At 61.4% G+C, this 21,428-nt stretch carries 9 protein-coding genes and 1 tRNA gene; 9 read left to right on the top strand and 1 reads right to left on the bottom strand.

Annotated elements, in window-relative coordinates; translation table 11 throughout:
• The first annotated feature begins 109 nt into the window (after positions 1-109).
• The 9 genes from AC4BCK_RS04195 to AC4BCK_RS04235 all read left to right on the top strand — a co-directional run bounded on the left by AC4BCK_RS04195 (position 110) and on the right by AC4BCK_RS04235 (position 19,393).
• On the top strand, positions 110-982 hold the full coding sequence (locus AC4BCK_RS04195) for a DsbA family protein (RefSeq protein ID WP_251425819.1): 873 nt from the start codon (positions 110-112) through the stop codon (positions 980-982).
• A gap of 162 nt (positions 983-1,144) precedes the next feature.
• Positions 1,145-1,221, top strand: a tRNA-Thr gene (locus tag AC4BCK_RS04200).
• A 137-nt stretch (positions 1,222-1,358) separates the two neighbouring features.
• A complete protein-coding gene (locus tag AC4BCK_RS04205; RefSeq protein WP_490566612.1) occupies positions 1,359-1,586 on the top strand; it encodes a helix-turn-helix transcriptional regulator in 228 nt (75 codons plus the stop codon).
• 107 nt (positions 1,587-1,693) lie between these two features.
• Complete coding sequence (locus tag AC4BCK_RS04210) at positions 1,694-2,827, top strand: tyrosine-type recombinase/integrase (protein ID WP_490566613.1); 1,134 nt, start codon at positions 1,694-1,696, stop codon at positions 2,825-2,827.
• A gap of 205 nt (positions 2,828-3,032) precedes the next feature.
• Positions 3,033-8,213, top strand: coding sequence for a DEAD/DEAH box helicase (locus tag AC4BCK_RS04215; protein ID WP_490566614.1), 5,181 nt, complete (start codon positions 3,033-3,035; stop codon positions 8,211-8,213).
• Positions 8,210-11,071, top strand: coding sequence for a DUF8741 domain-containing protein (locus tag AC4BCK_RS04220; protein ID WP_490566615.1), 2,862 nt, complete (start codon positions 8,210-8,212; stop codon positions 11,069-11,071). The genes AC4BCK_RS04215 and AC4BCK_RS04220 overlap by 4 nt, the downstream gene beginning before the upstream one ends.
• A complete protein-coding gene (locus tag AC4BCK_RS04225; protein WP_490566616.1) occupies positions 11,068-15,129 on the top strand; it encodes an Eco57I restriction-modification methylase domain-containing protein in 4,062 nt (1,353 codons plus the stop codon). Before AC4BCK_RS04220 ends, AC4BCK_RS04225 begins: the two co-directional genes overlap by 4 nt.
• Positions 15,126-18,140 carry an McrB family protein gene (locus tag AC4BCK_RS04230; protein ID WP_490566617.1) on the top strand — a complete coding sequence of 1,005 codons (3,015 nt, stop codon included), beginning with the start codon at positions 15,126-15,128 and terminating at the stop codon, positions 18,138-18,140. The genes AC4BCK_RS04225 and AC4BCK_RS04230 overlap by 4 nt, the downstream gene beginning before the upstream one ends.
• Positions 18,140-19,393, top strand: coding sequence for an McrC family protein (locus AC4BCK_RS04235; RefSeq protein ID WP_490566618.1), 1,254 nt, complete (start codon positions 18,140-18,142; stop codon positions 19,391-19,393). The genes AC4BCK_RS04230 and AC4BCK_RS04235 overlap by 1 nt, the downstream gene beginning before the upstream one ends.
• Before the next feature lie 141 nt (positions 19,394-19,534).
• Here AC4BCK_RS04235 and AC4BCK_RS04240 read toward each other — a convergent pair whose 3' ends face one another.
• Positions 19,535-20,980 carry a hypothetical protein gene (locus AC4BCK_RS04240; RefSeq protein ID WP_490566619.1) on the bottom strand — a complete coding sequence of 482 codons (1,446 nt, stop codon included), beginning with the start codon at positions 20,978-20,980 and terminating at the stop codon, positions 19,535-19,537.
• Positions 20,981-21,428 lie beyond the last annotated feature (448 nt).

Below are 21,428 nucleotides of genomic sequence, written 5' to 3' on the forward strand. Positions count from 1 at the left end.
TTTCGTCAACCCCGCCAATACTTGAAGGAGCAAGCTCCCAGCTTTCTCCCCTAAAATGTATGGAGTTGCCACAAAGTGGTCCCCCCACGTCAACCGACCCAAGGAACACATGAGCCCTGCAAACGAAGTCCGTAAGTCCAAGGCTGAGCGAACCGCGGAGGCGCGGGAAAAGGCGCGCCTGATCCGTGAAGCGCAGCTGAAAAAGGACAAGCGCAACAAACTGCTCATCGGCTGGGGCATCGTGGCGGCCGTCGTGGCCATCCTGGCTGTTGTCGCCTTGGTGGTGACCACCAGCATCAGGCAGAACACCCCCATCGCCGACCAGGGCCCCGTGCCCGCCAACGCAAACGTCAACGGCGGCGTGACCCTCCTGGCCAACACCGACGTCAAGCAGACGGACCCTGCCACCGTCGACGTGACCACGCTGACCAAGCCCGAGACCCCGCCCAGCCCCGTGGTGGCGCCGGGGGCAGAAGCCGAAGAAGGGCAGCCCGTCAAGGTCATTGCCTACATCGACTTCATCTGCCCGGTCTGCCTGCGCTTCGAAGAGACTTACAACGAGGCCCTGACGAGCCTTCGCAATGAAGGCAAAATCACTATGGAGTACCGGCCCCTGGGCTTCCTGGACCGCCAGTCCAGCACCAACTACTCATCCCGGTCCGCCAACGCGGCTGCATGCGTTGCCGACACGGCCCCCGACAAGTACGGGGAATACGTCAATGTCCTCTTCGAGAACCAGCCCGCCGAAGGCGGTGCGGGCCTGTCCGATGACAAGCTGAAGTCCCTTGCCAGCGACATCGGTGCGGACATCAACAGCTGCGTGGATGACAAGACCTTCCGCCCCTACGTCAAGTACTCCACGGAGCTGGCAGCAAATACCGGGATCACCGGTACCCCCACGGTCTTCATCGACGGCAAGCAGTGGGACGGCGCCACCGACCTGAACGCCGAGATCCAGGCGGCAATCGACGCCAAGGCCTAAAGCCTTCACGCACCCGTACACCCAGCGGCCCGTTCCCGGATTCTTCCGGGAGCGGGCCGCCGGCGTTAGCCTTGAATCCTGTGGAGCCGCCGGCGTTTTTACCACCGGCACCAGTTGGGCTAACCTTATCTAGCGCCGTTCAGGCGCCTGCCCTCAGGGCACGCCTCCTTAGCTCAGTTGGCCAGAGCACCGCTCTTGTAAAGCGGGGGTCGTCGGTTCGAATCCGACAGGGGGCTCCAGGAACCCCTCTATTCCGGCGATTTTGCCCGATATAGAGGGGTTTTTCATGCCCGAAGATGACGCACAACACGCTTACAACACGCTTTCAATAAAATTGGGGATCGCCCGTCGGGGCTTGGGGCGCATAGAAGACCCCATGACAACGAGAATGAAGGCCTTGGGACCGGTTACGGACCAAGGCAACGCAGAGCAGCTCATGACCACCGGCGAGGTGGCCGTCTGGCTGCAGGTGGCTCCCAAAACCCTCCGCAACTGGCGATCCGCTGGCATCGGGCCGATGGCCCTGAAGCTTCACGGCGCTGTTCGCTACCAGCGTGCCGCAGTTGAGGCATGGGTTGCCGATACCTCGAAAGCAGCAGGCTGATGGGGCGGTCAAGCCTCCCGCTGGGGGCATGGGGGACAATCAGTGCGAAGAAGGACGCAGCGTCTGGGAAGTGGCGGGCAAGTTGCCGGTTCCGTGGATATGACGGTGTGACAAGGGCTTACAGCAAATTCGGCTCCACAAAGGACAAGGCCAAAAACGCACTGCTGACGTCTATGATTCAACGCCAGCAGGAGAAATGGCGCTTGGCTGAAAATCCTTCGCTGAAGGACGTGGCAGAAAAGTGGCTCCTGAGCATCGAAGTTCCGGAAGTAGTAGTCGACGAGAACGGGAACATGGTCTCGGTCGGGAGCACGGAGGCAATTCGCCGACAGACATGGGACCAGTACGAGAGCATCGTTTACAACCTGATCGCACCGGATCTCGGTGCGCTGAAGATTAAGGAAATCACTACGTCGACGTGCGATCGCTTCCTCCGGTCACTGGTAAAGAATGGAAAAGGGCATACGAAGGCCCGGCTGGCGAAAACGGTGCTCAAGCAGATCATGTCCTACGCAGTCCGGCACGACCTTTATGTCTGGGGCAACCCAGTGGTTGAAGTGGATCGCCTCAGGAAGCCACGCAAAAAGCCCGTAGGGCTCAATGAGTCGACCGTCATGGAAGTCCGTGAAGCTGTGCGGAATTGGGGATTGGAACCCGGGCGCTTCGGTCCGCGGCCAAGCAGCGTTCTTGCAGATGTCGTGGATGTGCTGCTTGGCACGGGGGCCCGCATCGGCGAAGTACTTGCGATCCGGCTCGAAGACATCGATTTGTCAGGCGACGTGGGAAGGATCGCCATAACCGGCACCCTAGTGGAACCGCGGCACGGCCCCAAGTATCGGCAAGACCTCCTGAAGAACGCCGGCAGCGAACGGATCATCCCGGTGCCTGGGTTCGTCGTGGACGTGCTTGCACGCAGGATTGCAGAATCTCCGGCCAACAATGCAGCTGGTGCGCTGTTCTGGTCCAGGCGCGGAACCTACATGCAGGCCTCCAGCGTGAGGAGGCAACTGCGCGCCGCCCTGGAAGCGGCGGGCGTTGAAAACGCCCACCTGATTACGCCGCACGCGTTCAGGCGTACAGTGGCGACCCTCCTCGCCCGGGAAGTGGAAGACAGAGCAGCTGCCTCCATGCTGGGTCACGCGGACTTGACCATGACGCATGCCGCATACATTGAACGGCTCAAAGAGGTTGATGATTACACGGCTGTACTGGACGGTCTTGCGCCGCACCCCCGTTCTTAGCCCGACCGGTGCTGTCTCGCCGTCCACACGAATAGGACTGGCTGCGGTGAGACGTCTGCTGGCACTGGAATGAGCCGTCGATCGGTCTTGACGGCTCATTCCAGTCTTCAGGGCGGCCGGTCGGACTGTGGTTTTGCGAAGCGCGTGACCCGGCCCGGCTAAACTTCGCTGTAGTTATCGAAGGTCTTGTCAACAGGGGGCACGCGTGGATGCGTTCGGAATTCGTGAAAAGCTGATCGCCGGCTACCGGTCCTTCACGGAAGGCTTCGTTGACATCCAGGACCCGCGAATCAAGGACGCCGTCGTCGAACTCGGAGACAAGGGACGGCAGTGGCCCGACCCTTGGCTGTCCCTGAATCCCTCGTTCAGCTCTGGCGGACGCGTAGACGAGCTCGTTCGGCGCGGGCTCCTTCACCCCGACTGTGATGCCATTTTCAGGCCCAAGAAGGACGCCAGCGATCGAGGCTCAGCGCCTATCACGCTGCATAAGCATCAGCGCGATGCCATTGAAATCGCCGCCAAGAAGGAGTCATACGTCCTTACGACTGGCACAGGCTCGGGCAAATCACTTTCGTACATAGTCCCAATTGTGGACCGCGTCCTCCGCGAAGGGACGGGTAAGGGCGTCAAGGCCATCATCGTTTACCCGATGAACGCCCTGGCCAACAGCCAGATGGAGGAGCTATCCAAGTTCCTCGACAACGGATTTGACGGCAAGCCGCCGGTCACTTTCGCACGTTATACCGGACAGGAACGCGGAGAGATCCGCGAGAACATCCTTAAAAACCCCCCGGACATCTTGCTGACTAACTACGTCATGCTTGAGTACGTCCTCACCCGACCGGAGGAGCGGCAGTCCCTTATCCGAGCGGCCTCCGGTCTCCAGTTCCTCGTTCTGGATGAACTGCATACGTATCGCGGCCGGCAGGGCGCGGATGTTGCCATGCTCGTACGCCGCTTACGGGACGCTTGTAACGCTCAGAGCACCTTGCAGTGCATTGGCACGTCCGCCACGATGTCGAGCGGTGGAACAGTCGCTCAGCAGCAGAGGGACGTCGCCGAGGTCGCTTCCCGGATGTTTGGAACCCTTGTTTCGCCGGAGCACGTAGTGACCGAGACCTTGGTCCAAGCGACCACCAACCAGCACCGATCGGACCAGGATCTGAAGGTTGCTGTGAGAGAACGCGGTGACGCCGAGTACAGCAGCCCCACGCTCGACGGCGGATACACGCTGATGACCTCAGATCCGCTGGCGTCTTGGATTGAGGACACCTTCGGACTGACAACGGAGCCAGAATCCGGCAAGATCATCCGCAGACAACCACAGACCGTCACCCATGCCGCAGAGGAACTGGCTGAGCAGACCGGGGAAACAGCAAGCAGCTGCGCCACCGCTATCCGGGCGACTCTCCTTGCGGGGGCGAGGGCAAAGCACACTGAGACCAACCGTCCGCTGTTCGCCTTCCGCCTACACCAGTTCATTTCAAAGGCCGGCTCCCTCTATGCCACGGCGGAGTCCGAGGACACGAGGCTCATCGAGACAGACTTCCAGCTGACCGTTGGAGAGGCCGAGAAGCGGCTCTACCCCCTCGCTTTTTGTCGCGAGTGCGGTCAGGAATACCTCATGGCACGGTTGACCGAAACTGGCGGCGAATCACGCTTTATCGCCCGGCACGAACTGAAAATGCAGGATACCGGCGGCCCGGACAATGGCCAGGACGGGTATCTGTACATTTCCACTGCGCAGGAATGGCCGGAGCAGGCAATCGAAGCGGGTCGTATCCCTGCCTCCTGGCTCAACGAGGCGGTGTCTGGGAATCGAGTCATCGAATCCAAACGCAAGCGGATTCCGTCGCGCTACCGCGTCCAGCCCGACGGCGCAGCGGGTCGGGACAACGAGTACACGCAAGACGATGGCCAGCTCGCCGCCTGGGTCCCGGGAAGTCTTGGTTTCTGCCTCAACTGCCAGGTCACCTATGAATCCGCCCGGAGCGGTGAATTCTCCAAGGTGGTGACGCTCGACCAAGAGGGCCGCAGCAGTGCCATGACAGTGATTGCAACGAAGCTGGTGCAGCTATTGAAATCCGGAGCCGGTCGTGATTTAAGCCCGCGCGCCAAGAAGCTTCTGACGTTCGTAGACAACAGACAGGACGCGTCGCTTCAGGCCGGCCACCTGAACGACTTCGTCCAAGTGGCCCAGCTTCGCTCTGCCCTCTACCGGGCAGTCGCCTCAGCCGGCGATGCAGGAGTTGAAGCCATGGAGCTGGGCGATGCAATCATCAAAACGCTCAGCCTGGCATGGTCCGACTATGCGCGCACTGAAGACCCGCTGGACCCCAAGCCAACTAAGCGGGCCCTGAACGACGTGGTGACCTACCGTGCGCTGCGGGATTTGCAGCGCGGTTGGCGGATCACCCTGCCCAACCTTGAACAAACGGGTCTCCTGATAGTGGACTACCCTCTCGCCAAGAACTTGGCGGAACAGGAGCGCCGTTGGGAAAAAGCTCACTACGTGCTCCGGGACGCGGACCCCGGCAAGCGCGAGGAAATCATCCGGGTCCTGCTGGATGAGTTCCGCCGCGTTCTTGCCATCGACGCCGAGGAACTGACGGCGGACTGGCTGGACCGCGTCAAGAACCGCAGCCGGGAATTCCTGACGGGTATTTGGGCTTTGCCAGAGCAGGAATCTGCTGCCAGCGTCGGAATCGTGACCACGGAGCCCAAGAAGATGGCTTACCGGACGACCCTCCCCGTGACCTCCTACGGAACATTTGGCCGATGGCTAGCCAAGACAGCCTCGCCCGGCACCAAGCTCAAACGCGCCGAGGTGGACGAAGTCATCGCGTCGCTCTTCCAAATTCTGCTCGAGACCGGCTTCATTGCCGAGGTCATCGAAGGCAAGGTCTCAGGCTACCGCCTCAAACTGTCCAGCATGGTTTTGAGGAAGGGCGACGGCGAATACGGCGCCCCCGATCTGCTCCGCCGCACCTATCATGCCGACCAGAAGCCCCGTGTCATCCAGTTCTTCAAGGACCTGTACCTGGAGCAAGGACAGGAGCTAGCTGGGCTCAAAGCGGCGGAGCACACCGCCCAGGTACGTGCAGAAGACCGGGAAGCCAGAGAACAGGCGTTCCGCGAGGCAGAACTTCCCCTGCTGTTCTGTTCTCCAACCATGGAGCTGGGCGTCGACATCGCCGACCTCAATGCGGTGGCCATGCGCAACGTTCCGCCCACGCCGGCAAACTACGCGCAGCGCAGCGGCCGCGCGGGGCGCTCGGGCCAGCCGGCCTTGGTCCTGACCTACTGCGCCACCGGCAGCCCTCATGACTCCTATTACTTCGAACGCTCGGAGCTCATGGTCTCCGGGCAGGTACAGCCGCCGAGGTTGGACTTCGCCAACGAGGACTTAGTCAGATCGCACGTCCACGCCATCTGGCTAGCTGAGGCCTTGACCGCAACCAGCTCGGGTCTGGGTAAGTCCATGAGCGGACTGCTCAAGCTTGAAGACAAGAGCTACCCACTTCAGCCAGAGATCCGATCTGTTCTAGCTGATGAACAGGCCGCGAAACGCGCCAAGGTGTCGGCAGAGGGCCTCCTGCGAAGCATCGAAGGGGAACTCAAGGACACGTCATGGTGGACTGGATCCTGGTCCGACGCCGTCATTGACAACGCTCTGACCAACTTCGATCAGGCCTGCGAGAGGTGGCGGCAGCTCTACCGGAGCGCCATCACCGAGCAGGACGCCGCTCACCGAGCCAGCCAGGACCATTCCACTGACTCGAAGCAACGCGAGGCCGCAGCCAACCGGCACCGTGAGGCGCAGCAGCGCCTGGAGATCCTCCTCAATGACAGCGACTCAAAGGGCCAATCGGATTTCTACACACTGCGTTATTTGGCTTCAGAAGGCTTCCTTCCGGGATACTCTTTCCCGCGGCTGCCATTGGCTGCCTTCATCCCGGGCATCCGAAGAGGCAAAGACAACAACAGCACCTGGTTGCAACGCTCGCGTTTCCTGGCGATAAGCGAGTTCGGACCGGACTCGCTGATCTACCATGAAGGCGCCCGGTACCAGGTGAAGCGTGTCAGCCTGCCACGGGACTCTGACGGCGGGGGCGTGGGAGACGTTGTCCTCGGTGAGGCCCGTGTCTGCGTCGCCTGTGGCTACTTGCACCAGCGCGAGGCCGGACTCGACATCTGCGAATCGTGCAATGAACCGCTGACAGGCAGCTGGTCAAACCTGATGCAGTTGCAGTCCGTCATCACCCGCCGCCGCGAACGGATCAGCGCGGATGAGGAGGAACGCAACCGCCAGGGATTCCAGCTGGTCACGAACTACCGATTTGCACCACACGGTAAGAAGCCGGGCCGCTCCGATGCGCAGATGGTGAACGGCGGGGCAGTCATCGGTGCAGTGCACTACGGCGACGGAGCCACCGTCCGGGTGACCAACCTGGGTCGACGGACCCGGGCCAACCAGGATCGGCATGGCTTCTGGCTCGACCTCATCACGGGCGAATGGCTGTCGGAAAAGAAGGCCACCGCGGATACCGGAGAAGCGAGTGAGGCCACCGACGCGGATGATATGACCGTAGAACAGTCTAAGAAGAAGCAGATGGTCACGCCTTACGTTGAGGACCGCCGCAACATCGCCGTTGTCCGCTGGGCGGAGAACGTGACGCCCGCAGAAGCAACCACCATGCAGTTCGCCATGGAACGCGGAATCGAGACCGTGTTCCAGCTGGAGGACTCCGAGCTCTCCAGCGAGCTTTTGGCTGACAGTGAGGATCGGGGACGTCTGCTGTTCATCGAGGCCGCGGAGGGCGGCGCCGGAGTGTTGCGCCGGCTGCAAAGCGAGCCGGACGCCATGGCCAGGGTCGCCGCCAAGGCGCTGGAAATTCTGCATGTCGATGCCGCTACGGGCAACGACATGAAAAACACCTGCGTCCGTGGCTGCTACCGGTGCCTGTTGTCGTACGGCAACCAGCGTGACCACGAAATCATCGACAGGAGGCTCGTCATAGACCGGCTGATGCAGTTGGCGGGCGCTGTCACGGTGGCCGCCGCACCGACGCCGAAACCCAAGCACGCTATGCCTCCTGGAACTGTGGTCAGCCCGCGGGCCCAAAGCCTGCTGGACTACCTGCTGCAGAACGGGCGAAATCTGCCCGATGAAATCGGCCCCAGCATTGAGGGGAATGTTGTGGATTTCGTCTACACCACTAAGTTGTCGGTGGGCATTGCTGTGATTGTGGAGGACGTGTCCAGACCTCCCGTCGATGACCTGGCACTTACGTACGGCAACTGGAACGTCATCAGGTGCAGTCAGGACGAAGACATTGAAGCATTTGTTAGTGGACACACGAACGTATTTGGAGTGGTGGAGTGACTAGTACGACGGCCGAGCACAGTTTTGCGGTGGGCTCGCTAGTAGCGGCCCGCGGCCGGGAATGGGTAGTTCTGCCCGAGAGCACCCCCGACTTCCTTGTCATCCAGCCCCTGGGCGGCACTTTGGACGACATCGCCGGAGTCATCCCCTCCATCGAGGAAGTGAGCCCGGCGTCCTTCGGTCTGCCGCTGGCAACCGACCTGGGCGATGACCGCAGCGCCCGGCTGCTCCGCGACGCGCTTCGTATCGGGTTCCGCTCCAGCGGTGGCCCGTTCCGTTCCCTGGCAGGGTTGAATGTGAGCCCGCGCCCATATCAGCTCGTCCCACTGCTGCTGGCGCTCCGCCAGGATGTCGTGCGCCTCCTGGTCGCCGACGATGTGGGAATTGGCAAGACTATCGAGGCTGGACTGATCGCCTCCGAGCTCCTGGCTCAGGGCGACGCCAGCGGACTCGCTGTCCTATGCCCACCGAGCCTAGCCCAGCAGTGGAAGCAGGAACTTTCTGAGAAGTTTGGTATTTACGCCGAGCTGGTCCTGCCAGGGACAGTGAAGCGGCTGCAGAGGGAAGCCGGCTACGACAAGTCCATCTTTGAGTATTTCAAACACACGATTGTTTCCACTGACTTCATCAAGTCCGAGTCCAAGCGCCACGACTTTATGCGGACCGCACCGGACCTGGTGATTGTGGACGAGGCCCACGGCGTCACTGCTGATGACTCCGGCAAGGGCGGCGTCGGCCGCACGCAGCGGTACGAGTTGGTGCGGGGACTGGCCGATGACCCGGACCGTCACCTCGTGCTGGTGACGGCAACGCCGCACAGCGGTAACGACGGTGCCTTCCGCAACCTGATCGGCCTGCTGGATAACAGCCTCAAGACTGTGGACCTCTCTACCGAGACGGGCCGCCGCAAACTCGCGGACCATATGGTCCAGCGCCGGCGCGTGGACATCCGCAGCTACCTGAAGTCGGACACCAAGTTCCCCAGCGACCGGCAGACAGTCGAGGTCGCCTACAAGCTCTCGCCGGAGCACCGGGCGTTCTTCGACGCCGTCCTGAACTACGTCCGCGGCCAGGTGCAGGACACCTCCGGCAGCAAACGCGACCAACGCATCCGCTGGTGGTCCGCGCTGTCTTTGCTGCGTGCCATGGCTTCCTCGCCTGCATCGGCCGCCGCTACCCTTAACACCCGTGCTGTCGCTGGGGATGCTGAATCGGACGCCGCCGCCGAGAAGCGCGGCATGGCAGTGGTGATGGACCAGGTGGAGGACGACGGCGGCGAAGGCATCGACGTCGTGCCCGGCTCCCGGCCGGATGCCTTGGATGAAACATCGTGGGAAAAACGTCAGCTCAACGCGTTCCTCAAGACAGCAGGGGAGCTTCAGGCCAAGCCCGGGCAGGACGCTAAGCTTCAGCTCTTGGTCAAGCGCATCCGAGCGCTCATTGCCGAGGGTTTCCAGCCCATCGTTTTTTGCCGCTTCATCCCAACCGCACACTACGTCTCCGAGTACCTGCGGGAAGTTGGGAAGGGGAAGTTCGACATCGAGGTAGTCACCGGCGAACTGCCCTCAGAGGAACGCGCCGCTCGCATCGCCGCGCAGGCGGAACGCGCCGGCGACACGCCGAAGGTGCTGGTGGCCACAGACTGCCTGTCCGAGGGTGTGAACCTGCAGGACGGCTTCCAAGCCGTAATCCACTATGACCTTGCCTGGAATCCCACCCGCCACGAGCAGCGCGAGGGGCGGGTGGATCGTTTCGGACAGTTGTCGGACACCGTCCGCGCCCTCACCATCTACGGTGATGACAACGGTATCGACGGCATCGTGCTGGATGTCCTGCTCCGCAAGCATGAGAGTATTCGCCGGGACTTGGGCATCAGCGTACCCGTCCCGCCCCGCAGCGATCAGATCCTTTCCGCGCTCCTGGAAGGCATTATGATGCGCGGCAAGAACGGGGATCAGCTCGAGCTGTTCAGCCTTACCCCGGAAGCCGCGGAACTGGACGCTGAATGGCGAAGCAGCGCGGAACAGGAGAAGGTCAGCCGCTCCCGCTTCGCGCAGAATGCCATCCGCCCGGAAGAAGTGCAGGAAGTCGTGGACGCAGCCCGATGCAGCCTGGGCGACCCCGACGACGTTGCGGCCTTTGTGAAAGCAGCCCTCGAAGAAACGGGCGCGCACGTCGAGACCACTCCTGATGGGCTTGTGGCCGAGCTGACAGCGGCCGTGCCGGGCATCCGCAACGCCCTAGGCACCGATTCTAAGGTCCGCTTCGTTAACGACTTCCCGGCCCCGCACCACACCTCCGTGCTGGTACGGACGGACCCCGTCGTCGCTGCCGCGGCAAACTATGTCCTGAACTCCGCCCTGGACGCGCAACTCAGGGGCAAGGAACGCCCTGCCCGCCGCTGCGGGTTCATCAAGACCAACGCGGTGGACAAACTTACCGTGGCGCTCCTGATCCGCTTCCGCACGAAGCTGGTGCTTCCCGCACGGCTAGGCGACAAGACAGATATGGCAGAGGAGGCCCGCGTACTGGCCTTCAGCGGCAGCCCGCAGAATCCCGTCTGGCTCCCGGAAGAAGCCGTCGAAGCGCTGCTCCAGGCCAGACCGGACGCGAACGCCGGCGATGTCACCAACATGATGGCCGCCATCCTTGGTTCCCTTGACCAGCTGAAGGACCAACTCGAGCAAAAAGCCCGAGAAGTGGCCGAACAAATCCGTGATGCCCACAGGGAGGTTAGGATCGCCGCCCGTGGCGACCGTGCCGGTCAGCTCGGCATCCGTGGCCTCACGGTCGAACCGAATCTTCCCGCAGACATCCTTGGCGTCTACGTCTACAGCCCGGCCGGAGGCACCAAATGAGCGGGGCATTCCAAGCCATCACCGTCGTCGGAGGAGTCGTCCCCCCTTCGTTGCTGGGGCGCATCCAGGCCGGGGAAGTCAATGATGCCAGGAGCATGGCTCCGGCCAGTTTCCACCTTGCCGGCACGGAAACCGTCCGTGACGCGGCCTCACGGACGTGGATGTACCTACAGGGTGCCTGGCGCGCCTGGCGCGAATCTGACGCCGCCAAACGCCCGGACGGACAAGGCGCCGGCACCGGGGACGCCCGGCAGAAGTGGCTTCTGGTGCTACTCCGCGAACTCGGCTATGGGCAGGTTCCGGCGACTCCCGGCGGCCTGACGATCGGCGGAGAGGCGTACCCCATCTCGCACCGTTGGGAGTCCGTGCCTATACACCTGCTTGGCCCTGGTGTGGACCTGGACAAGCGCACCCCGAAGATTGAAGGTGCCGCCAGGCGCGCGCCCCAGGCGATGATGCAGGAATTCCTGAACCGTGAGGACACTTACCTGTGGGCCATTCTCAGCAACGGCCTCAGGCTCCGTCTCCTACGGGACTCCACCGCGCTGGCAGGCTCCGCATACATCGAATTCGATCTCGAGACCATCTTCGAGGCGGATCTCTATTCCGAATTCCAGCTGTTCTGGCAACTCTGCCACCAGTCCCGACTGGACAAGCGCGGTGGCTCCGAAGCGTCCCCGTCTGACTGCTGGCTGGAACTCTGGCGCGGTGAATCCGTCGAAGCCGGAGCTCGTGCCCTCGACAAGCTAGGTGCCGGCGTCGAGAAAGCTCTGGGCTTCCTGGGATCGGGCTTTCTGCGTCACCCGGACAACCGCTGGCTCGTGGATGCCCTACATGCCGGGGATCTAAGCCATCGCGACTTCCATAAGGCACTCCTTCGCACTGCCTACCGCCTGCTGTTCCTATTCGTGGTGGAGGACCGCAACGCACTCCTCGATCCGGCGGCGACCACCGAGGCCCGCCACCGCTACGGGACCTATTTCTCAACACAAAGGCTGCGGAAGATGTCCCGCACTCGCGACGGAGGCCCGCACCCAGACCTGTGGCGTACCCAGAAACTCGTGTTGGGTGCGCTGGGCGGCGACGGCCTCGGTGTAGTCGGTCTACCGGCATTGGGCGGTCTCTTTGATCCCGACGCGCGTGCGGCCAGGCTGGAAAACCAGCCGCATGACGACCTCTTGCTAGGTGCAGAGTTGGCAAACCAAGACTTCCTCAAGGCCATCCGCGGCCTGGGCTGGGTGGCTGGAAAGACCGGCCGTCTGCAGCCCGTGGACTACCGACATCTCGGCGCGGAAGAGCTCGGCTCAGTCTATGAATCTCTCCTGGAACTCGTGCCTCGCGTCGACACGGAAACCCGGACGTTCGAACTCGCGCACCTAGCCGGGAATGAACGCAAGACAACGGGCTCCTTCTACACCCCGCCGAGTCTGGTGTCCGCACTGTTGGACACCGCCTTGGATCCCCTGCTCGATCAAGCCGTTAACGGTGCGGCGGACGGCGGCGACGGCGAGGTACGCCTGCTCGCGCTGACAGTCTGTGACCCGGCCTCCGGATCCGGCGGCTTCCTTGTGGCCGCCGCACGCCGGATCGCCCGCCGTCTCGCGGAGGTGCGCGCCCGTGAAAACGAGCCCACACCCCGCGAGGTGCAGAGCGCACTGCATGACGTGGTGGAACGCTGCATTTACGGCGTTGACATGAATGACCTCGCCGCCGAACTGGCCAAAGTCTCCCTTTGGTTGGAAGCCATGCAACCCGGGAAACCGCTGGGCTTCCTGGACGCCCGAATCAAGATCGGCAACAGCCTGCTGGGTACAACTCCAGCGCTGCTTGCAGGGGGCGTACCGGAGGGGGCCTTCACCGTTCTGGAAGGCGATGACAAGAAATTCGCTGCGGAGGCCAAGAAGCGGAACAAAGCCGAGAACACGCGGAAGGCGGACAAGCTGTTTGGATCCTTGGGGCAGGATGCCTTCAGCTTCGGTGGCACGGAGTCCGCTGCGGCCCAGCTGATCAGCCAGCGCCGCGAACTGGTCAAACCCGTAGCGAGCGCCGAGGAAGCCCGGTCCCGAGCAAAGGCCTACGAGGCCTTCGACCACTCCGCGGCCATGGAGCAGAAGAGGCTTCACGCGGATGCCTGGTGCGCGGCCTTCGTGTGGCCGCTCAAGGCCGGTGAGGCAGAGCCCCCCACGTCGTCAATCGTCCGGCAGCTGGGCGACTCCGGCACCGCAGCTGGATACGCCGAGACAGTGGACGAGATTCACAAGCTGGCTGATGAGTACCGCTTCTTCCACTGGCACCTCGAGTTCCCGGAAGTCTTTGGCGATCCCGAGTCCAGCGAAGATGTCGGCGCCGAGGGCTGGCCTGGGGGTTTCTCCTGCATGCTCGGCAACCCGCCGTGGGAGCGAGTCAAGCTTCAGGAACAGGAGTTCTTCGCGGCGCGGAACGAGGAAATTTCGAAGGCTCCGAACGCCGCCGCACGGACGCGACTCATCAAACGGCTGGCCGCGGACGACCCGATCCTTCACGACGAATTCCTGGCCGCAAAGCGCAATGCCGAAGGTCAGAGCGCGAGCATGCGCACTTCCGGCCGCTACCCATTCAACGGTCGCGGCGACGTTAACACTTACGCCGTCTTTGCTGAGCTTTTCCGGAGCCTGACAGGACCCCACGGACGCTCCGGCGTCATTGTTCCCACAGGCATTGCCACAGATGCCACCACCCAATATTTTTTCAAGGATCTCGTGGACACCAGCACCATCGCGGCGCTGTACGACTTTGAGAACGCCCGGCCTTTGTTCGAAGGCGTGCACAGAAGCTTCAAGTTCTGCCTGCTGACGATTGCGGGCCGGCTGGCGAAGGAAGAAGTAGCATCCTTCGCGTTCTTCCTGCACGATCCAGCCGACATCACTGCGTCGGAGTTTGAGCTCAGCCCGGATGAAATCAAGCTCATTAACCCGAACACCGGGACGCTGCCCATTTTCCGGACGCGGCGGGATGCAGAAATAACTCTCGGCATCTACCGCCGCGTGCCCGTCCTCATCAACGAGAACGACCCCGTCAACGGCAACCCTTGGGGTGCGTCGTTCATGCGTATGTTCGACATGTCCAACGACTCGCACCTGTTCCACACCCGAGAACAGCTCGAGAGCGATGGTTGGACGCTAGTTGGCAATGTGTTCGAGCGCACCATCAACGACACCGTGGAAAAAATGTTGCCCCTTTATCAGGGACGCTTTGCTCACCACTTCGACCATAGATACGCGACGGAGGAGCGTGGGCATGTTCGCGAGCTTTCTAACCATGAACGAAGGTCACCAGACTTTTCTAGCTTGCCAAAGTCATGGATACCTGAGGCGGAAACGACAGAGAGGCTGAAGGGGCGTTGGAACAAGCCATGGTTCTACGCCTTTCGAAATGTGGGTAGAAGCACGGACGAGCGAAGCCATATTGGAACCGTGGTCCCGATGGCTCCTGTCGGCAACAGTTCTCCGCTCGTGCTCCTTCCGGATGCTCGTTCATGCGCATTTGTTCAGGCTAATCTTTCATCCTTCGTGGCTGATTTTTGTACTCGGCAAAAGCTAGGTAGCGCCAACATGAATTTCTTTATTGTTGAGCAGTTGCCCGTCATATCGAGGTCCGTCGCCGAAACCGATTGCTTGTGGGATTCGTCTATGAGCTCAGAGGATTGGATTGCAATCCGAGCAGGGGAACTCGACTGCGTTACGTGGGATATGGTTCCGTTCGCCAAAGATCTGGCTCTAGGTGACCGACCCTTTGTTTGGTCCGTCGAAAGACGTTCGCTGCTGCGAGCGGAAATTGATGCCGCGTTCTTCCATCTGTATGGCGCGAATCGCGACGACCTTGAATATGTCATGGAGAGCTTCTTGATAGTGAAGCGTAAGGAAGAAACAGAGTTCGGTGAATACCGAACAAAGCGTCTGATCCTGGAGTCGTACGACGCCATGCAGCAAGCCATCGACACCGGTATCCCCTTCCGATCCGTTCTCAACCCGCCGCCTGGTCAAGGCCCCCGACACCCAGCCAAGGAGCTCTCCGCATGACCCAGAACCTGAGCTGGACTCCCTTCATCGACTTTGCCGGAAAATTCATCGAAACGGTGGACCTCGACGCGGACGAGAACCTTTACAAGAAGGAACTGGCCTTCAAACTTTCGGGTGCCAGAGAAGAACTGCTGGCAGGGGAGCCTGGATGGCATTCGCACTTCATTCGGGCCCTGCGGACGACGAACCTCGTCAATTACAGAACCATCGGTGCCATGGACAAGCTGGACGAGGTCTCGTTGCAGAACCTGCAAAGAGTCTTGACGCGTTTTTGGTCGGGGGAGCCTACGACAGAGAAGCTGAATGCCCTGGTCGCCGGTCTGAAGGACCTGAACCCTCGAGAGCTTTCAGACGGTATCGCGACCGGAGTGGGTTCTGTCCTGCTCATGGCTGTGGACCCGACCGGTTTTCCCCCGTACCGTCCCGAAGCAGTTCGACAGTTCTGGAACATCGTTGAGTTTGACTACAAGGAGTCGGTCCGGACCCCACAAGGCCGCTATGACGCATTCTTGGACGTCCTTGATCTGCTCCGCTCGGAGCTAGCTGTAGCGGGCCTCGGTGACTATGACCGCCTGGAAGCCCAAGGCATCATGTGGACGGTCATGAACGCCGATCCGACAGACGGATGGGCCCCCCAGGACATCGTGAACTTCCGTAAATGGCGCGGAGACAAAGCCGCGACTGCCGAAATCGATCTGAGCGCTCCCGCAGCCACGATAGCTCCCCAGCTCGAAGCCGCCGGGCGACTGATCCTTGAGAGCGGATTTCGCGGCGCCCCTTCCGCCATCGACGGGACGACGCCAACTTGGACTGTTGAAAACGCTCGCGAGCTGGCAAGAAGAAGTGAGCTCGACGTCGGCCCCGGAACCTTTATGGAGAAGTTCGAACGTCAGCTGCAGGGCGCCAGTCGTGGCGTGGTCCTCTTGGCGGCGGAACTGGCGTTCCTACAGGTAGTGCCTCTCTCGAATGTAGGCGCCCAAACAAAGATCGCAAGGATCGAGAAAATCCTTTCCTGGATCGAACACGACCAAGTGCCTCTACCTCCAAAGCTTCGAAAGGGACTGGAAGCCGAAGGCGCCTTCAACGGCGGTGTCGGATTCAACATCCAGGTTGCAGAGCACATGAATTGGCTGGCCCGGCTTGTTGAGCATGTAGCGACGCAACCAATGAGCCTGATTGAAGCGGCACTTTCGGATCCTTGGGCGCTTCGTGACTTAACCCAGTCCGTCCCTAATGACCGCCCCACGATTCGTTACAGCGTGGACTACCTCGCTTGGCCGGGATACTTCCCCCCCGTCGTAAAGCGGGACCACCGGACAGAGATTTGGCATGCGTTTGCCGGTGTTCTTGGAGATGCCACAAGTTTCAGCGACAACGACGAGGCCGCCATAGCCAGAGACCTCCACGCCATCCGGCTCGTCCAGCAGGGCAGCTCAAATGAATTCGTGGAATGGTACAACGAGCCCTACCTGAGCCAGTGGCGGGTAGGCACGGAAGACTCCGGGCAGCGGGCGTGGCTGGTCCGGCAAAGCCAGGCGGGTACGACCATGCTGCATCCGTGGCTTGAGGATGGTTTCGTGTCCACCCCTGCCCAACACCTTGGGTCACCTGCGCCCGGATCGAATCTGAGCCAAATACAAGCCGCGGTCAACAAGGGCTACCAGCACATCGAGTACTCGGAGCGCAAATTACGCGCCATGGAATACCATCGTTTCCTCAGCATCATGAAAGTGGATGACCTCGTCCTTACCGCCTTCGAAGAGGGACTTTATTTGGGGGTCGTAACCGGGGAGGCCCACTATGTCGAGGACGCGACCTCCCGGTTGCGACGCGCTGTCGACTGGCAGAAAACGCCGATCAGCAATGAAGACATGCCCGCTCCCTTGCCGCGGCTCCTGGCCGAACAGGGGTCAGTCGTGGACCTTACAGAAGCTCTTTCAATCATCATGGCTTGGTTAAGTGTGGAAGCTGGCGACAACGAGACAGAAGACGTGGCACCCGTGCCGCAGATCGCCGTCGTACCCCAACTGAAGAAAGCCACGCCAGAACTGGCAAGAAAGCTGCACGTGGACCAGGAACACCTGCAGAAGGTGATCCGGCTCCTCCAGACCCGGCAGCAGATCGTATTTTACGGACCTCCCGGAACCGGCAAGACCTTTTTGGGAACGGCTATCGCGAAATTCCTGGCAGGGGAGGAACACTCTGACCACGTCAAGACGGTTCAGTTCCACCCTTCCTACGCCTACGAAGACTTTTTCGAGGGCTACCGGCCCGCAAAAAGCCAGGACGGCAACGTGGCATTCAGTCTGGAAGCGGGTCCGCTGAGGCGTATCGCCGACGAGGCAGCATCCGAGGGCAACCGCGATAAGCCATATTTTCTGATCATCGATGAGATGAACCGCGGAAACCTCGCCAAGATCTTTGGCGAGTTGTACTACCTGCTCGAGTATCGGAACGAGGGCATCAACCTCCAGTACAACCCCGAGAAGATCTTTGCCCTGCCGCCCAACTTGTTCATCATCTGCACGATGAACACCGCGGACAGGTCCATCGCCATGGTGGACGCGGCCATTCGGCGCCGATTTGCGTTCATTGAGTTGCACCCCCAGGACGGGATGATTTCGGGGTTGCTGGAACGCTTTCTAAGCGCGAACGGAAGGCCGTCTCTGCGGGCCGATCTCCTCAACGCTCTAAACAACGAGATTGAGGACACGAACCGCGACCTGATGATTGGACCGTCTTACTTCATGAAGCCCCATGCGGAGACCGATGAGGGGCTCGAGGAAATCTGGAAGTACGAGTTGCTGCCGCTTCTGGAGGAACAGTACTTTGGGCGGCTGAAACGGGACCAAGTCCGGGAAAAGTTCGGGCTGGCGGCGATGAGGCGAAAAGCCGGCGCCGATGTTGGGCCGGTGGATCTTTCTTTGGTGTCAGTCGAGCAGGTGCAGGCGGGTGAGGGCGCCGAGGAGCTCCAGCAGTTGTTGACGGATCCGGAAGGTACGTCCTCCTGATGCTCAGGTCCATCGTCCTCGACGAACTGCAAAGTTCGGCGGATGCAGTCGAGCTGGATCCGGAAGTCGCTGCGACGCTCCGGGACACCGGGCTGGTGACGGTGCTACCTGCTCACGGCGGATTGTGGACGGTGCTCCCCGCAGGAACTGTGGGGGCTGTCCAGGTGGGGAACCTTCTAGTCGAGGTCACGCCAAAACAGAAGGTCGGTCTCAGCCGGCTGCTGTTCCTGCTCGGCTACGCCGCGAATCCGGGCTTCCGTCCGGAAGACGTCGCCGGCATCGAAGACACCGACCTGTTCGCCGCCCTTGGCGAATCCCTGGCTCGGCAAGGGTTGCGGGCGCTGGAACGCGGTGCGCTCAGTGGGTACGTCCATGTTGAGGACGCCCTCCGGACAGTCCGAGGGCGGATCCGTGTGGGCGACCAGATGACCCGCCGCCCCGGGATGCTCCTGCCATTGGAAGTTGCCTACGACGACTTCACCGTGGACATCGCCGAGAATCGTATCCTGCGGACCGCCATACGCTTGATGATGCAGGTCCCCAGGCTTTCCCATGACGTGGCCTGGAAGCTCGCTCACTTGGATTCGAAATTGGACGGAGTCTCCGAGCTACGGTTCGGAGCCGCGCTACCTGCCTGGACAGAATCGCGTCTCAACGAGCACTATGTTCCGGCCCTCCGCTTGGCGGAGATCATACTGCGGAACATGTCGGCCGAGGCCGGCATCGGACGCTATTCCGTCGCTTCATTCGTTGTGAACATGGCCAAGGTGTTCGAGGACTTCGTAACAACTTCGCTCCGCGAGGCGCTCGATGGCTATCCCGGCCAAACCAGTGGGCAATACGAAACGTTCCTGGACGAGTTTGAACTTGGCCAGACTGGGAATCGTGTCCGCATGTCAGTGGACATCGTTCATTCGGTACGCGGTGTTCCCGCTATGGTGTTCGACGCTAAGTACAAAGCGGCGTCTGCGGCCGACGGTTATCCCAATGCTGACTACTATCAAATGCTCGCCTATTGCACGGCCTTGACTGTGCCGACGGCATGGCTGATTTACGCGGGGCCCGGGGAGGTTCGGACGCGGCGGGTCACTAACAGTTCGGTGTCCATTGTCGAGTTCCCGCTTGATATTTCCCAGACACCCGCAGCCCTCTTGGCACGAGTGAGTGCGCTTGCCGAAGCGGCGTATCAGGAATGGCGCGTGTCCGGTTTGGCTATGGCTTACGACTCATCCAGCGGCCACGAGAGTCCTTGAATTGGTGCGGCGACACCTTGGTCGGGCCCGCCGGCGTTAGCAACAACGGCCGGTCACCGGGTTCGATGACCTCGACGACCATCGAGGGGGTGAGGTCCCGCGAAGTGCGCAGTGGCCTCCTGACTGCAAAGTCCAGGACTGTCAGCCTGCACACTTGAGCCTGGAAGGCAGATTTGCTTGAGGGACACGGTCAGCCTTGGGGCTCATCGGGCCACTAGGCGATTTCGGGTTCTTTGAGGGTGACGGATGCGGGACGAGCTCTTGTGCCCTGTCCATTGGAGAACCGATCAGCGCCGTGTGGTCCCCTGTACGAAGCCAGTGTGGTGTCGCGCTAAGCAGCGGTGCATTGTCAATGACCGCCGTCGCATCGAACGTTCGCCATGGCGTGAACGGGTAGTCTCCCAGCAGGTCCCGCTGTGCCCATCGGTCTGATTCGGAGGATCTATTCACGGCGTAGAAGGAGGCGGTCAAGGTGAGGAATTCTTCGGACAGGAGATGCCTCTCCGGGAACCAGTCCTCCCAGTGAGCGTAGCCGATTCGAGCTGCGGGGCAGTCCTGCCCTGTGCCGGGGAATTCCTGGAGTACGCGTTTGAGGCGGCGTTTGATCTCGTGGGCAGGGTCCGCGGCGGTGTGCCGCGGACGGTCCGGGTGCGGGGCAGCAATCAGAAGCACCGTCAGTCCCGAGGTCTCGAGCGGGCGCTGGATGATGAGTCGAGCCCAGCGGCGGACCTTTTGTTCGAAGCTATCCGATGCGGTGGTGACGAGTTCGTAGGCGATGCGCAGGCCGTCCTGGCGGATGAGTGTTCCATCGGCGGGCCGCCTGTCTCCTGGTATGGCTGCCTTGCCCAGTCCGGTACCGGCCAGTAGGTCTGGGGTAGAGAACTTTTCTCCGAGGACTGCTCCGATTGGGAGGTGCTCGGCTGCGCGTAGGCCAAGCTCGGCGGCGAGGATGTTGTGCCGGCCGGGGCGACCGGCTGACGACCAGGACAGGCCACCGGTGACTGTGGCCCATTCCGGCCATGTGAGTGTGGGCGCGATGTGCTGTTCGAAGACGTCAGTGTTGGAGGGCCTGTAAACGGCGAGGCGGTTCAGGTTGAAGCCGGTTAGCGGGTGGGAGTAGGTGCCTTGGTCGATGAGTCCTAGAGCAAACGAGGCTGCAGACGCGGAGTAGTTGGGGTCGAGGAAGAGCGTGGAGCCTGTGAACGCGGCGAGTTGTTGGGCGCTGACCGTTCGCCAGGAGTCGATTACTCCCCACGCGGCGAGACGTTGGGCCCGGCCTCGGTTGCTGCGGAGCAGCCGCAAGGCGTTGTCCTTTTCGGTAAGCAGCCGACGGTTGATTTTTACGGCTCTCGTGGCGGTCAGCTCCCTGGCAATGGCTTCAGTGAACCACACAGGTGCTGAGCCAGGTGCCCACAGCCTGTCCCAGTAGGGATCATGCCGGTCGTGGGTGGCAAGCCCCTCGCTGGCCCGCGAAGGGGCTTCGGATGCGTGCCGTGCATGGGCCATGGTATCTGCGCGGCGACGCTTTCTTCGCGCCTGCACGGCTTTCCTGGGGGAGCTGGTGGTGGCCTGATTGTGTGCGGTCATACCAGAGAGCATGCGCAGATTTCTGATCCACGGCCGTCACGAGAGTGTTCTAATTCGGGGAATCCGGGACCGTGCGATCGGCTCCTAGAATCGGCATTTCCCCGGAAGTTGTGTTCCCTACACCTGGGGCATCATCTCTTCATCTGAGGCCACATGCTGCAAAGGCAAGATGGTCTGACGCAATGTGCCCGGTTCGTGTGCTAGCTGGTTAGTTGGAGCAGGGGTTTGTAAGCCAGTGCCGACGGCGCTTCTAGGGGAGCGAAGGGTTCAAGGCCGTTCACTTGAATCGTGGCGTCTTGTGCCGTGGGGTAGCCGGGGTGTGGACCGGGTCGACAACGTGTGGACGTTCAAAACTGCTGAGTCGGCCCTTTTGCTATTACAGCGTTTGGCAAGGCTGTCCTGCCGAGCCGTTGCCGCACCCCGCACCCAACGCCGACGTCGCCGTTGC

The organism is Pseudarthrobacter sp. As-47 (genome assembly GCF_058215595.1).